This is a genomic window from Nonomuraea sp. NBC_00507, assembly GCF_036013525.1.
GTDB lineage: Bacteria > Actinomycetota > Actinomycetes > Streptosporangiales > Streptosporangiaceae > Nonomuraea.
This window is the reverse complement of record NZ_CP107853.1, coordinates 4,725,478-4,740,142: the sequence shown is the minus strand read 5'-3', so window position 1 is coordinate 4,740,142 and position 14,665 is coordinate 4,725,478. Positions and strand designations below refer to the sequence as shown.

At 68.4% G+C, this 14,665-nt stretch carries 10 protein-coding genes; 1 reads left to right on the top strand and 9 read right to left on the bottom strand.

Features of this window, described 5'->3' with window-relative positions:
• Nucleotides 1-8 precede the first annotated feature (8 nt).
• The 9 genes from OHA25_RS23455 to OHA25_RS23415 form a co-directional block, all read right to left on the bottom strand.
• Entirely contained in the window at nucleotides 9-1,106 is a 1,098-nt protein-coding gene (locus OHA25_RS23455; protein ID WP_327589638.1) for a LacI family DNA-binding transcriptional regulator, read from the bottom strand.
• Nucleotides 1,107-1,109: 3 nt separating this feature from the next.
• A complete protein-coding gene (locus tag OHA25_RS23450) occupies nucleotides 1,110-1,934 on the bottom strand; it encodes a carbohydrate ABC transporter permease (RefSeq protein WP_327589637.1) in 825 nt (274 codons plus the stop codon).
• Between the two features lie 71 nt (nucleotides 1,935-2,005).
• Nucleotides 2,006-2,923 carry an ABC transporter permease gene (locus OHA25_RS23445; protein ID WP_327589636.1) on the bottom strand — a complete coding sequence of 306 codons (918 nt, stop codon included), beginning with the start codon at nucleotides 2,921-2,923 and terminating at the stop codon, nucleotides 2,006-2,008.
• Nucleotides 2,920-4,584 (bottom strand): ABC transporter substrate-binding protein, encoded by a 1,665-nt coding sequence (locus tag OHA25_RS23440; protein ID WP_327589635.1) that lies wholly within the window; start codon nucleotides 4,582-4,584, stop codon nucleotides 2,920-2,922. The genes OHA25_RS23445 and OHA25_RS23440 overlap by 4 nt, the downstream gene beginning before the upstream one ends.
• Before the next feature lie 393 nt (nucleotides 4,585-4,977).
• On the bottom strand, nucleotides 4,978-7,056 hold the full coding sequence (locus tag OHA25_RS23435) for a beta-galactosidase (protein WP_327589634.1): 2,079 nt from the start codon (nucleotides 7,054-7,056) through the stop codon (nucleotides 4,978-4,980).
• A gap of 20 nt (nucleotides 7,057-7,076) precedes the next feature.
• The gene (locus OHA25_RS23430) at nucleotides 7,077-7,988 is read right to left on the bottom strand and encodes a carbohydrate ABC transporter permease (RefSeq protein ID WP_327589633.1); all 912 of its coding nucleotides are present in this window, start codon (nucleotides 7,986-7,988) and stop codon (nucleotides 7,077-7,079) included.
• Complete coding sequence (locus tag OHA25_RS23425; protein ID WP_327589632.1) at nucleotides 7,985-8,887, bottom strand: carbohydrate ABC transporter permease; 903 nt, start codon at nucleotides 8,885-8,887, stop codon at nucleotides 7,985-7,987. Before OHA25_RS23425 ends, OHA25_RS23430 begins: the two co-directional genes overlap by 4 nt.
• On the bottom strand, nucleotides 8,884-10,257 hold the full coding sequence (locus tag OHA25_RS23420; RefSeq protein ID WP_327589631.1) for an ABC transporter substrate-binding protein: 1,374 nt from the start codon (nucleotides 10,255-10,257) through the stop codon (nucleotides 8,884-8,886). The genes OHA25_RS23425 and OHA25_RS23420 overlap by 4 nt, the downstream gene beginning before the upstream one ends.
• Nucleotides 10,254-11,279, bottom strand: coding sequence for a LacI family DNA-binding transcriptional regulator (locus OHA25_RS23415; protein ID WP_327589630.1), 1,026 nt, complete (start codon nucleotides 11,277-11,279; stop codon nucleotides 10,254-10,256). The genes OHA25_RS23420 and OHA25_RS23415 overlap by 4 nt, the downstream gene beginning before the upstream one ends.
• Nucleotides 11,280-11,662: 383 nt before the next feature.
• On the opposite strand from OHA25_RS23415, the gene OHA25_RS23410 reads away from it, so the two are divergent.
• Nucleotides 11,663-14,479 (top strand): glycoside hydrolase family 3 C-terminal domain-containing protein, encoded by a 2,817-nt coding sequence (locus OHA25_RS23410; RefSeq protein ID WP_327589629.1) that lies wholly within the window; start codon nucleotides 11,663-11,665, stop codon nucleotides 14,477-14,479.
• Nucleotides 14,480-14,665: the final 186 nt, after the last annotated feature.

The following is a 14,665-nucleotide window of genomic DNA, read 5'->3' as shown; positions in this document are numbered from 1 at the left end:
AAGTGCTCCTAGATGAGGCTGTGTTCCGGGACCGGTCCGGTGCTCTCCCGGACGGTCAGGGTGGGGGTGAGCAGCACGAGTTCGTCGGTGGGCTGCTCGCCGCGCGTGGATGCGGAGATCCGGGACATGACCTGCTCGACAGCGATGCGCCCGAGCTCCTTCGCCGGGCCGGTCACCGCTGTGAGGGCCGGTGCGTGCTGCTCAGCCAGGTGATCGGGGCACAGGGCGATCACCGACGCGTCCTCGGGAACGGTCCGCCCGCTGGTGCGCAGGAGGCTGAGCAGCGGCCCGATGGCTCCCTCGTTCTGCACGACGAAGCCGGTCGTGTGAGGCCTGTCGGACAGGATGCGGCCGAGCGTACCTGCGGCGCCCTCATAGGTGCCCTCGCATGGACGGTGCAGGAATCGCAGACCGCGCTCCTTCGCACGCGCGCGGAACCCTGCGAGGGTACGCTCGGCGTAACCCGCGTGGCGCTGGTATGTGCCGGGGGCATAGCCGATGAAGGCGACGTCCCGGTGACCCAGGTCAGCCAGATGATCCGCGCACAGCGCGCCCGCGGCCTGGAAGTCGTTGTCGACGCAGGACAGCCCGCTCGGATCGTCGGGCAGGCCGATGAGTGCCGCCTGCAGGTCTCCCAGCGTCGGGATGCGCCTGTCGTCCAGCTCGACGTCCATGAGGATGACGCCCTCGGCCAGGCCGCTCGCGGCGAGCCGACGGATGCCATCGGGGCCCTCGTCGTTGGTGATCAGCAGGACGTCGTAGCCATGCCTGCGGGCGGCCACGGCGACGGAGGTGGCGATCTCCATCATGATCGGCACGTACACGTCGGTGCGGAGCGGCACGGCCAGGGCGAGGATGTGCGAGCGCCGGCCGGCCAGCGCCCGGGCCCCGGCGTTGGGGTGATATCCGAGCTCGGCCACCGCACGCTCGACCCGCCGCCGGGTCTCGGCGGAGACCGGGCGCTTGCCGCTGAGGGTGTAGCTGACCGTGCTCGGGGAGACACCCGCGGCCCTGGCCACGTCGGCTATGGTCGCCTGCCCCCATCCGTCGGGCAGGCGACCAAGTCGCTGCGGTGATTCGGCGCCCTCGCTGCGCTCGGTCGCCATGCCTCAGCCCTTGATGGCGCCGGTCAGGACGCCGGTCCGGAAGTGCTTCTGCACGAACGGATAGACGATCACGAGCGGCACCAGGGTGAGGACCACCACGGCCATCTGCAAGGACAGCGGCGCGGTCTGCGAGTGCGCCATGCCGAAACCGGCGTTGACCGAGCCGGGCATGCCGACGCCGCGGTTGACGTAGGTCAGCAGCACATATTGCAGCGGCCACTTCTCGCTCTCCGTCGGCATGTAGAGCATGACGTTGAAGAAGGAGTTCCAGTAGCCGACGGCGTAGAAGAGGGCGATCACCGCGGTCACCGCCCGCGAGGTGGGCAGGATGACGGACCAGAGGATCCGCCAGTCACTCGCTCCGTCGATCCGGGCCGCGTCCATCAGTTCGGCGGCGGTGCTCGAGTAGAAGGAGCGGAGGATCAGGATGTTGAAGACCGAGACCGCGCCCGGGAGGATCAGCGCCCACCACTGTCCGTAGCCGCCCAGCCCGGTCACCACCAGGAACGTCGGGATGAGGCCGCCGCCGACGAACATCGTCACGATCAGCAGCACCAGGATGAAGCGGTGCGCGAACGAGCCCGATCGCGACAGGCCGTAGGCGCACAGGACGGAAACGACCATGGAGATCGCCGTGCCGATGATGGTGATGCCGAGGCTCACCAGCAGCGCGGTGCGCACGGTCGAGCCCTTCAGCATCTCCTCATACGCCTCGAAGGTGATCCCGTCGGGCCAGATCACCAGACCGCCGGCCCGGTTGATGGCGCCCTTGGTGGACAGGCTGGTCAGCACCACGATCCACAGCGGAACCAGCACGATCAGCAGCACCCCACCGAGGGTGACGCCCTTGGTTGACTGGCCGGCCAGGGTTGGCGGCTCCTGCCAACTTGGTCTTTGACTCATTTCCGGTACAACCCGTCCTCGCCGAAGGAATGCGCCAGCTTGTTGGCGCCCCAGATGAGCAGGAGCGAGATCACGCTCTTGAACAGGCCCGCCGCCGCGCCGAAGCTGTAGTTCGTCGTGGCGATGCCGTAGTAGAAGGCGTAGGTGTCGAGCACCTCCGCGGCCTCGTGGCCGACCGCATCGCGCTGGATGAGGAACTGCTCGAAGCCGACGGAGAGCGCGCCGCCGAGCCGCAGCACCAGCATCAGCACGATCACTCCGCGCAGACCCGGCAGGGTGATGTGCCACATCCGCCGCCAGGGCCCGGCGCCGTCCGCCGCGGCCGCCTCGTACAGGCCGGGGTTGATGGCGGCCAGCGCGGCCAGGAAGACGATGATCCCCCAGCCCGCCTCCTTCCACACGCCCTGAAAGGTGACCAGCAGCGCGAAGGTGTCGGGATTGGTCATCACGTCCCAGGTGGCCAGATCGTTCGAGCGCAACCATTGGTTGAGCGCGCCCGCGCCGCCCAGCATCTGCTGGAAGATCGTGATGACCAGCACCCACGAGAAGAAGTGCGGCAGGTAGACGACGGACTGGACGAAGTTGCGCACCCGCTCGCTGAGCACCGAGTTGAGCAGCATCGCCAGCACGATCGGGATCGGGAAGAAGAGGATGAGCTGGACGAAGCTCAGATAGAGCGTGTTACTCAACGCGTGCCAGAAGCGCGAGTCGGCGAAGAGCTGCTGGAACTGGTCGAGGCCGGCCCAATCGCTGTCCCAGATCCCGATCAGCGGGTCGTAGTACTGGAAGGCGGTGATGACGCCGACCATCGGAGCGTAGTTGAAGATCAGCAGCAGGACGACTGCGGGCGCCACCATGATCAGCACGGATCGGTCGCGCCGCAGTCTGTCCCGCCTGGTCAGGCCCTCGTTCACTGGCCCGTGCCGTACTTGTTCAGCACGTTCTCGGTCATCCAGCCCTTGAGCCGGTCGAGGCCGCCCTTCTTCCAGGAGTCGATGACGGACTGGACCTCGGCGACCGTCTTCTTGCCGTGGTAGCAGTCCTTGATGGCGTCGTCGATGGCCTGCGAGGTCTCCAGCAGGGAGATCTGCTGGGGCATGCTGATGTTCATGTTCCAGAACACCGGCTTGATGAGAGCGTTAACATTCTTGGCCTGCCAGGCCGCGTAGTCCTTGGTGACCTGGTCGGCGCCGGGGTTGCTGATGACCAAGGGCGGCGAGGCCAGGAAGGGGAAGGTCGAGGCCTGGACGAACTTCTTGCCGTCCTCGGTCGCGGTCGGCACGCCGTCCTTCATCGTGTGGTGGACGCCCTCCGCTCCGAAGTTGATCAGCGTGTACTCGGCCGAGCCGTACGGCGCCGCCAGGTAGTTGGCGATCGCCAGGCACTCCTCGATCTGCTCCGGCTTCAGGTTGATGTTGAGGTAGCTGATGATGCGGGCCGCCTCGCCCATGTACATGCGTCCGGGGCTCTTGCCGTCGTGGGAGATGTAGTCGAAGGCGCCCCGCCGGTAGTTCTTGTCGGCAGCGACGCCCGACTCGTGGTCGGCGAGGTGCCAGCCGCCGGCGCCCCCACCGGCGATCAACACCTTGCCCGCGTAGAAGCGGGCGAGGCCGTCGGCGTTCCGTCCGGCGATCGCGTCCGGGTGGAGGTAGCCCGACTTGGCCAGCTTGTAATGCCAGTCGAGCGCCTCGAGCAGCTGCGGCAGCTCGTACTTGTGGATCAGCTTGCCGCCCTCGATCTTCCACTTGAGCGGGATGTCCCAGGCGAAGCCCATGTAGGTGTAGACGTCGTCGAAGGCCCACACGCCGCGCTTGGCGTCGGTCAGTTCCTTGCCGAGGTTCATGTAGTCCTCGACGGACTTCACCTGGTCGGGGGTGATGCCCTTCGCCTCCAGGATGTCCCGCCGGTAGGTGATGTAGCCGGGGACGCTGAAGTTGGTGGAGAAGGAGGGGATGCCATACAGCTTGTCGCCCCACACGCAGGCCTGCCAGGCGCCGGTGGGGATGGCGGCGAGGTTGGGATACTTCTTGACCTTGTCGCCGGCCAGGTACGGGGTCAGATCGGCGAGCTGGGTGCCGACCAGCCGGTCGGTGCCGAACTTGGCGTTCCACCAGTTCGGTAGCTGGATCCAGTCGGGCAGCTTCTTGGCCGCCGCCATCGGCGTGACGATGGTGTCGTAGTTGTTGCCGTCTGCCGGCTTCATGGTGAGGGTGGCGCCCAGGGCCTTGTTCATGGCCTGGTAGAAGGAGTTGTTCGTGGGCGGCACCGTGCCCCAGAGCGGGGTGACGGCGGTGTAGCTGCCGCCCTTGCCCGGCACTCCCTGGACCGTGGCGATCCCGCCGGAGGGGTAGGACAGGAAGCCGGGTTCGGTCACCCCTCCGCCGGAGCCGGTGACGGAGGCGATGTCCGCCTTGACGGAGGTGCTCGGCACGTAGGACGGGAGCGCCGCCTTGAGCCCGGTCTTGGTGTTCGTGCCGACCTTCTGCTTCTGCTGAGGTGCGCTGCTGCAGGCGGCGAGGAGAGGAGCCATCGCGGCGGCACCGATGAAGCTTCTGCGGTTCAACTCGGGTTTCATGGGGGGGTTCACCTTCGAAGTCGTCGAAGCGCTTCTATGTTGCCGCGAGACTAATGACATGTTTCCGGCAACACAAGGGACGTTGTTAAACGAAAGTTTCTTTTTGGTGGGCATTGACAGCCCGGCAGGCTCGTGGCAGCTGCGATGCGCTTCGCTGACCACGCTCCCATCGAGCCTGCTCAGAGGTCTGACACGTGAGCTCCCGGCTCTGCCCGCGGCCGACAGGGTTTCCTTCAGGGACCCCGCACCGCCGACCCACCAAGCGCGTCGACGACCTACTTGAACGGTTAACCCTCGACGAAAGAATCGGTACGCGCTCAGACCGCGCCCGTCCGCTTCTTGGCGACGTTCTGTTCGTCGTGGTCGCGCAGCAAGCGCATGACGTAGCGACGGCTATGGCGTCTCCAGCAGGACGCGTACATCCCATGGACCGAGACGTAGTTCCGCACCGGCCGCATGGTCGGCGCCGGCGAGCACGTCGCGCACCGCGGTCGGTGCCGGGACGGCGACCTCCTGCCAGGTCCAGTTGTGCAGGAAGCGCAGCCGCCGCCCGTCCGCCGTGACGGCGCCGGTCGAGGTGACGCCCGACGGCATGCCGCCCCACGACCCGGCATCGGGGACGAGCCAGCGGAACAGCGCCGTGGCCATGCCGGGGTTGGGGATGGTGCCGACGCAGGTGATGCGGCCCGCGCCGTACGGGCGGGTGGTCACGGCCGCCCACCGGCCGAAGTGCGGGTGCCGGTAGCCAGCGAGCACCTCGGCGTCCTGCGCGTCCACGCCGTCCGCCCATCGGGTGCCCGCGGCGTCGGACGGCAGCCTCAGCGGTGAGCCAGGCGTGGAGTGCACGGGCAGGTCGGCCGGCACGTTGCTGAACTCGTCGTACGACACGCCCGCGGGCTCGGCGAGCCGGGCCGGCTGGACCTCGCGTCGCGCGCGTGCCTCATGATCGGCGTACGCGGTGCGCGGCCCGAGCACCAGGTGGCCGCCGGCCGAGGCGTAGGCCGCCAGCCAGTCCAGCGTGGCGTCGTCGGCCGCGTACAGACCGGCGGCGACCAGGACCGGGTGCCGTGCGGCCAGCTCGCCCGGCTCGGCCGCCACCGCCTGAGCCGCGTGCAGCACCCGTACCTGGAGGCCCGCCTCGAACGCGCCACGGTAGAACGGGTCGAAGATGCCCTGGTAGGAACGCCGGTCCGGGCCGCCGTCCGGCAGCGCCAGAGCCGGCTGGGCGGTCAGCGCCCAATTGCTCGGCGTGGAGTAGAGCATCGCGACGTCGGCGTCCGGGATCAGGCCCGCGACCAGCTCGCCGGCCGTCTCCAGCTCCGCGCCGATCCGGGCGATCTCCCGATAGACGCGGCCCGGGCGGCCGCTGTGCGGCAGGACGCCGCCCCAGTAGGTCTCGGTGCCGAAGACCAGGGTGCGCCACTGCCAGTACTCGATCATGTTCGCGCCCCGCGAGACGAGCGCCCAGGCGGCCTGCCGCCACTGACCGTCGTACGCGGGATGGTTCATCCACGACGGACCGATGGCCTGCGCGTTGGTCTCGGTGACGAGGAAGGGCTCCTGACGTGAGGCGAACATCCGGTCGGCGCTGAGGTAGAACGCCCAGGTGTGGTGGGTGGCCCACTGCTGCGGGCCGCTCTGCCCGGCAGGCAGAGCGAGACCGTCCTGCATGGCGTAGTACGGGTTGCCGGCGGTGACGTCGAGACGCCGGGTCAACTCGTCGTCGGCCACCCCTGGCCGGTCGTAGGAGATGCAGGTGGTGACGAACTGGTCCGGCCTGGCGTATTCGCGCACGATGTCCGCCTGCCAAGCGATGAACTCGGTGACCTGCTCGGCCTGGAAGCGGCGCCAGGCCTGCTCGTACTGCGGTTGCGCGTTGCCGTCCGGCGTCCACAGGTCGGCCCAGGTCGACAGCCGATGCGACCAGTAGACCAGGCCCCACTCCTCGTTGAGCGTCTCCACGTCGCCGTAGCGGTCGCGCAGGTGATCGACGAAGCGCTGGAAGACGCCGTGGTTGTGCAGCAGCTCCGGGCCGGGCTCGTTGTCCACCTGGAAGCCGATCACCGCCGGGTGGCCGGCGTACCGCTCCACGACGCGCCGGATGATCCGCTCGGCGTGGAAGCGGTAGGCCGGGTGGGTGAAGTCCATCTCCTGGCGGGCGCCCCACGGGATGCGCCGTCCCGAGCCCCGCTCGCCGGCGATCTCGGGGTACTGGCGGGCGAGCCAGGGCGGCACGGCGTAGGTCGGGGTGCCGAGGATGACGGCGATGCCGCGCTCGTGCGCGCCGTCGAGCGTGGGCTGGAGCCAGTCCAGGTGGAAGCGCCCGTTCTCGGGCTCCCAGGTCGACCAGACGGACTCGCCGACCCGGATGACGGAGAAGCGCGCCTCGGCCATCAGGTCGAGGTCGGTCTTCAGCAGCTCACTGGGGTGGTATTCGGGGTAGTAGGCGGCGCCGAAGAGCACTCGCGACACGTATGTTCCCTTCGTTTCGTTCATTGCTTGACCCCGCCGGCGGTGAGGCCGTTCTGCCAGTAGCGCTGGAGCATCAGGAACGCCGCGACCAGCGGGATGATGGACAACAGTGAGCCGGTGACCACGAGGGGGATGACGTCGCCGGTGCCGCCGCCGCCCACCGACGCCCGCCCGGCCCAGTTGGCCAGGCCGACGGTGACGGGGTAGAGGGAGGGGTCGTTGAGCATGATCAGCGGCAGGAAGTAGTTGTTCCAGGTGGCGACGAGCGTGAAGAGCAGCACGGTGACGAAGCCCGGCGCGAGCAGGCGCAGCACCACCTGACGGAAGATCCGGAACTCGCCGGCCCCGTCGATGCGGGCCGCCTCCAGAAGGCTGTCGGGCACCGCCTCCTCGACGTACACCCGCATGAGGTAGAGCCCGAACGGATTCACCAGCGAGGGCAGGATGATCGCCCAGGGCGTGTTCACCAGCCCGACGTTCGAGAAGATCAGGTACGTGGGAATGACCAGGGCGGTGCTGGGCACCATGATCGCGCCGAGGACGGTTCCGAACAGCAGCCTGTTGCCGCGGAAGGCGAACTTGGCGAACCCGTAGCCGCCCAGGGCGGCCAGCAGTGCCGCGCCACCCGCGCTCACCAGCGCGTACATCGCCGTGTTGAGCAGCCAGTGGACGTACACTCCGCCGTCAGCGGTGAAGACGTTCCGGACGTTGGCCGGCAGCGCGAAGTCCCCGCCAAACCAGAGCCCGAAGCTCGAGAACAGCGCGCCGGTGGTCTTCGTGGCCGCCACCACCAGCCAGAACAGCGGCAGCAGGAAGTAGATCAGGACGGCGAGCATCCCCAACGTGAGCACCGGGCTACGCCGCCGGCCCGCCGCGGCGGAGTGCGCGGCGCCGGCCGTGGCCCGGGGCGGCGCCGTTGCGGTGACGGTCATCTTCTCCTCCGGGCGACGGCGAGCTGGACGGTGTACGACACCACGACGATGACGAGCCCGAGCAGGAAGGAGACGGCCGCCGCGTAGTTGACGTCCTGGCTGACGAAGGCCAGGGAGTAGGTGTACAGGTTGGGGGTGTAGGCGCTGTCGATGACGTTGGGGGCCAGGCGCTGCAGCAACGCCGGCTCGTTGAACAGTTGGAAGCTGCCGATCACCGAGAAGATCAGTGCCATCAGAAGGGCGGGGCGCAGGGCGGGGATCTTCACGCTCCAGGCGATCCGCCAGGCGCCGGCACCGTCCACGGCCGCGGCCTCGTACAGCTCGGTGGGGATGGCGCGCAGCGCGGCATACAGGATGATCATGTTGTAGCCGGTGAACTCCCAGGTCACGATGTTGGCCACCGAGCCCAGCATCAAGTCGCTGCTGAGCAGGTCCGGCGCGGGCAGGCCCAGCGCCTCGGCGAGCTGGGTGATCGGCCCGAACTGCGGGCCGTACAGGTAACTCCACATCAGTGCGGCGATCACGCCGGGCACCGCGTACGGGACGAAGATCCCCAGCCGGATCACCCGCGACAGCCACATCGCGCCGCTGTCCAGGGCGAGGGCGAACAACAACGCCAGCCCCAGCATGATCGGCACCTGGACGAGGAAGAACCGGCTCACGCGCAGCACGCCGTCGAGCAGCCGCTCGTCGCTCAGCGCCTGGATGTAGTTGTCGAGACCGGCGAACCTGACACCGCCGATCAGCTGCTCCCGAAACAGGCTCAGATATCCGGCGTACGCCAGCGGCGCCACGAGCATGGCGACGAACACGATGAGGAACGGCGCGACGAAGAGGTAACCCACCCGGTCCCGGCGGGCGCTCGCCCGCCGGGACGGCGGCACTGTCATGACGCTCATCGCGCGACCTTGAAGCCCTGCTTCTCGGCGTAGGTGGTGATGGTCTGCTGCCACTTGTCCAACCCGGCGGCCGTGTCGGTCTTGTCGGCGAGCGACTTGCCCACCGTCTCGTTCCAGTCGTTGTTGATCTGGTCCATGAACGGCAGCCAGGTGAAGTCGGTGGGGACCGTGCCGCTGATGTCGGCGAACACCTTGTTCACCTGTTGCCCGCCGTAGAAGTCCGATTTCTGCTCGACAAAGCCCGGGTCGCTCAGCAGCGCCTTGGTCGGCGGGTACAGGAACTGCAGGGTCGTCAGCATCCTGGCCGACTCGGGGTCGGTGTTGAGGAATTCGGCGAACTTGGCCGCGGCGATCGGGTTCTTGGTCATCTTCACGACGGCGCTGGTGGAGCCACCCCAGTTGCCGGATTTCTGCTCACCGGCCGTCCACTGCGGCAACGGCGCGACCCGCCACTTTCCGCGGGTCTCCTTGGCACTGGTGGACAGGAAGAGCGGGCCCCAGGCCGCGGTCAGCCAGGTCGCGTACCTGCCCTTGTTGAGGGCCTGGAACCACTGGTCGCTGAAGTCGGCGTCGGTGGACACGACGCCCTCCTTGACCAGGCCGCTCCAGTAGGAGGCGAGCTTCTTCGACGTCTCACCGGCGACGTCGACGGAGACTTGGTCGGCGCCCTTCATCTGGAACGGCTTGACGCCGGCCTGCCACATCAGGCCCGTCCAGATGGAGTTGTGGTTGGTGGGGAAGTTGGTCAGGTACACGCCGGGGTCGGCGGCGTGCAGCTTGCGGGCCGCGGCGGCGAACTCGTCCCAGGTCTTCGGCGGCTGGATGCCGTGCTTGTCGAAGATGTCCTTGCGGTAGAGCATCCCCATCGGCCCGGTGTCCTGGGGGATTGCCCAGACTTCGCCGTTCCTGCCGCTCACCTGGCCCCATGCCCAGTCGACGAACCGCTCCTTGAGCGCCTCCGCGCCGTACGGCCGCAGGTCCAGCAGACTGTCGGTAATGGCGAAGCCGGGAATGTGCTGGTACTCGAGCTGCACCACGTCCGGGGCGCCGCTGCCGGCCTTGAGCGCCGTCCGCAGTTTCGTGTACTCCGCCTGGCTGTTACCTGCGTTGACCACCTTGACGCTGATGGCGGGATATTTCTTCTCGAAAAGCGCTACTTCCTTGTCGATGTCGGGCAGCCAGGTCCAGAACGTGAGCTCGGTCGGCGTCTTCATCGCCTTGTCGATGTCGGCCTGGCTGATGGCGGCGGGCTTGCCCTCGCCGCCGTCGGTGCCGCCGGTCGTGCCGCCGGTCGTGCCGCCGGCGCATCCGGCGAGGAACAGGGTCGCGGCGGCTCCCACGGCGAGCCATCTCTTCCTCGGCAAAGTCATCTCTTACTCCTTGGGGGTGTCGTCGACCGGCGTAGCACGAGCTGCGCCGGTAGGTCGTCGACGGTCGCCGAGCCTGGGGCGTTCTCGATCTGGTGGACGAGCAGGTCGAGCGCGTGCGAGGCGATCGCCTCGAAGTCCTGGCGGATGGTGGTCAGCGGTGGCGATAGGTACGCCGCCGCCGGGATGTCGTCCATCCCGACGACGCTCACCTCTTCGGGGACGGCGCGGCCCGCCTCAGCCATGGCCCGCAGCAGGCCGATCGCCATCTCGTCGTTGGCCACGAACACCGCGGTGACCTCGGGGTCTGCGGCCAGTCGCCGGCCGGCCTCGTAACCCGAGGCGGGCGACCAGTCACCTTCAATCGGCGGTGGCGCGGCGATCCCAGCGGACTCGAGCGCGTGCCGCCAGCCGCGGGCCCGGTCGCGCGACGCCAGCCACCGACCAGGCCCCGCGACATGCCAGACTGCCGCATGCCCCAGGCCGAGCAGGTGCTCGGTGGCGAGCCGGCCCGCATCGAAGCCGGATGCTCCGGTGACCACCGCCCGAGGCCCGTCGAGACCAGGGAAGCTGCCGAAGCTGAGCACGGGGATGTCCGGGTCGATGCGCAGCTTCTGTCCATCGTCTATCGGCTCGGACAGCACGATGCCGTCCACACCCTGGTCCAGCAGGGACTCCACCGCGCTCGTGATGCTGTCCGGTGTGCCCTCGAACGTGTGGACCACGCTGAACGCGTAGCTCGTCTCCCGGGCCCGCCGCTCCAGCGCGACCAGCAGCGCCGAGGGCCCGTACAGCGAACTGCCGAGCGAGACCATCCCGATGCGCTGGAAGCGGCCCAGCAGGAGCGCGCGGGCCGCGGTGTTGGGGCGATACCCGAGCTCGCGAGCCACCGCGAGAACCCGCTCCCGAACATCGGCGCTGACGTACGGCTCGGCGTTCATGACACGCGAGACGGTCTTCTGCGAGACGCCGGCGCGCCGCGCGACGTCGGTGCTGGTGGGGGCGCGGCGCCTGGCCTCCGACATGAGGGCTCCTCGATCCTGCCTACGTAGTCAGACTGGGCAGACCTTCCGGCTGACTACGTAGTCAGCGGAATGCCCATTACTCTCGATTCCGGACACACCAGTTGTCAAGGGATTGTTTCCCGCACGTTTCCGCGTGCATGGCCACCCGCATGCGCCGGCCGCAACGGCTCGGCCGCTCCCAGGCCCTCCACTCGCCGGGTGGCCCCGTCGTCGAAGCGCTTCTGCGTTGCCGCAAGACTCATGACATGTTTCCGACACCACAAGGGAAGTTATTAAACGAAAGTTTTCCTCCGGTGAGGCATTGACAGTCGGTCAGGCTCGTGACAGCTTCGATGCGCTCCGCTGACCACTGTCCCATCGAGCCTGCTTAGAGGTCTGACACCGTGAGCTCCCCGTCTCTGTCCGCGGCTGACACGGTTCCCTTCAGGGACCCCGCACTGCCGATCCGCAAGCGCGTCGACGATCTACTCGAACGGTTAACGCTCAACGAAAGAATCGCGATGCTGCACCAGTACGCGCCTGCCGTGCCGCGTCTGGGGGGCATCGCCTCGTTCCGCACCGGGACCGAAGCCCTGCACGGCGTGGGGTGGCTGGGAGTTGCGACGGTGTTTCCGCAGGCAGTTGGCCTGGGGGCGACGTGGGACGAGGAGTTGGTACGGCTGGTCGCCGAGGCCATCTCGGTCGAGCTGCGCGCCTTCCACCGCCACCGCCCTCCTATGATCGGCTCCGGCGCCAACAGCTTGCAGGCGTGGGCTCCCGTGGTGAACCTGTTGCGCGACCCGCGCTGGGGGCGCAACGAGGAGGGCTACTCCGAGGACCCGGTGCACACCGCGCGTCTCGGCGTGGCCTATTGCCGGGGTCTGACCGGCGACCATCCGACCTTCCTTCGTGCGGCCCCGGTGCTCAAGCACTTCCTCGCGTACAACAACGAGGACGACCGATGCATCACCTCCTCCGGCGTCCGTCCCCGTGTGCTGCAGGAATACGACCTGGCAGCGTTCCGGCCAGTGGTCGCCTCGGGCCTGGCCACCGGCGTGATGGCCGCGTACAACCTGGTCAACGGCCGTCCCTGCCACGTCAGCCCGCTCATCGAGACGGAGCTGCGGCGCTGGGCCGAGCCCACCGGGCACGAGCTGTTCGTGGTCAGCGACGCGGAGGCGCCGTCCAACCTGGTCGATCTGGAGCACTACTTCGACGACCACGCCGAATCCCATGCCGCCGCGCTCAAGGCCGGCATCGACAGCTTCACCGACCATGGCGAGGACAGCGAAACTCCGGTCGGCAGGCTCCGCGAGGCGCTGGGCCGGGGACTGATCGATGAGGACGACATCAACCGCGCGGTGCGACGGCAACTTTCGCTGCGTTTCCGGGTCGGGGAGTTCGACCCGGACCTCGACCCGTACGCCGCCATCGGTCCCGAAGTGATCGACTGCGCCGAACACCGGGCTCTCGCCCTGCGCGCCGCGACCGAGTCGGTGGTGCTGCTCAAGAACGACGGCCTGCTGCCCCTGGCGGGCACTCCTCGTGTGGCGGTCATCGGACCCCTCGCGGACACCCTGTTCGAGGACTGGTACAGCGGCACCCTGCCCTACCAGATCAGCGTCGCGGCGGGCCTGGACGAGACGCTCGGCGAGGTCGTCCGCGTGGAAGGGGCCGACCGGATCGCGCTGCGGGCCCGCTCCACCGGTGAGCTGCTGGGCGGGTCCTCCTTCGAGGTCGTCGACTGGGGCGGCGGGGCGTTCACCCTGCGTGACGCCGCCACTGGCCGCTACCTCAGCGTCCAGGACGACGGTTCACTGGCCGCAGACCGGGAGGTGCTCAAGACCTGGTTCATCAACGAGACCTTCCACCTCGAACCGGTCCCCGGTGGTGTGGTGCTGCGCAACGTTCGCACCGGCCGGTACGCCGCGGTCGACCCCGTCGACGGGCGGCTCAGCGTCACCGCCGAAACCCCCGCCGCCGCCGAGTGCTGGGAGCGGGAACTCCTGCATGACGGTACGGCGGAGGCCAGGGCCGCCGCCGAGGACGCCGACGTCGCCATCGTGGTGCTCGGCAACCATCCGCTGATCAATGGCCGCGAGACGGAAGACCGCCGGGATCTCGCGCTGCCCGCGGGGCAGGAGGCGCTGCTGCGCGCGATCGCCGAGGTCCGCCCCGAAACCGTGCTCGTCACCATGAGCAGCTACCCCTACGCCCTGGACTGGGCCGACAAGCACCTGCCCGCCATGGTGTGGACCTCCCACGGCGGGCAGGAAACCGGCCGAGCCTTGGCTGCCGTCCTGCTCGGCGAGGCCGACCCCGGGGGGCGGTTGCCGCAGACGTGGTATCGCGGCGACGACGAGCTCCCGCACCCGCTGGACTACGACATCATCAAGGCGGGCTGGACCTACCAGTACCACGGGGCCGCCCCGCTGTACCCCTTCGGCCACGGACTCTCCTACGCGGAGTTCGCCTACGGCGACCTGCGGCTCTCCTCGGGGACCCTGGCTACGGACGGTGCGGTCGACGTCTCGATGACGCTGACCAACACCGGAACCCGGCCGGGATCCGAGGTGGTGCAGCTCTACGTCCGAGTGTTGAACGCTCGCTACGAGGCCCCCGGGCTGCGGCTCGCCGACTTCCGCAAGGTCGTGCTGTCACCGGGCGAGAGCCGAGAACTCACCTTCCGGCTGTCAGCCGAGCATCTCGCTCACTGGGACGTGGCCGGCGGGGCCTTCACCCTTGACCCCGGCGACTATGAGGTGCTGGTGGGCCGCTCCGCCGGTGACATCACCCAGGCGGCGCCGATCACAGTGAGCGGTCCCACGCCCGGGCCGCGCGTCGTCGTCGGCAGGAGCACCTCGGCCGTCGACTTCGACGACCACACGGGCATCACCCTGGTCGACGCCACCCGCACCACCGGCGACGCGGTCGCTCCCACCAGCCAGGCCCAGCCCGCGACGCTGCTGTTCCGCTCCACCGACCTGTCCGGGGCCATCCGCATCGAGGCCGAGGTCGCCGGTCTGAGTGCGGGCAAGCTGGAGTTCCTGGCGGGTGACCGGCTGCTCGCCGAGATCCCGGTGCCGGTCACCGGGTGCCGCTACACGTGGACGACCGTCGCCGAAGACCTGAAGACGTCTCCGGAAGGCATCCATGACCTGCAGGTGAACCTGCACGGAGACATCCGGCTCGCCGCGTTCCGCTTCGGCTCGACACCCTGAAACGAGCGATTCGCCCCGGTCCCCGGCACCTGGCGTGGGACCGGGGCCTTTTTCACCCCGGCACGCAGCGCGCGAGGCGAGGCGGCTGACGTGCTCATGAGGAGCACGGCGGGCCTCAGCTGTTCGGATGACGTCACCCACGTCGGATGACGATCATCGTTCATCATCTCGTATGGCGTCCTGCTC

Coding starts and splice junctions, on each gene's coding strand:
- OHA25_RS23430 (WP_327589633.1), bottom strand. CDS start 7,988: ATGACCGTCACCGCAACGGCGCCGCCCCGGGCCACGGCCGGCGCCGCG.
- OHA25_RS23440 (WP_327589635.1), bottom strand. CDS start 4,584: ATGAAACCCGAGTTGAACCGCAGAAGCTTCATCGGTGCCGCCGCGATG.
- OHA25_RS23455 (WP_327589638.1), bottom strand. CDS start 1,106: ATGGCGACCGAGCGCAGCGAGGGCGCCGAATCACCGCAGCGACTTGGT.
- OHA25_RS23425 (WP_327589632.1), bottom strand. CDS start 8,887: ATGAGCGTCATGACAGTGCCGCCGTCCCGGCGGGCGAGCGCCCGCCGG.
- OHA25_RS23420 (WP_327589631.1), bottom strand. CDS start 10,257: ATGACTTTGCCGAGGAAGAGATGGCTCGCCGTGGGAGCCGCCGCGACC.
- OHA25_RS23415 (WP_327589630.1), bottom strand. CDS start 11,279: ATGTCGGAGGCCAGGCGCCGCGCCCCCACCAGCACCGACGTCGCGCGG.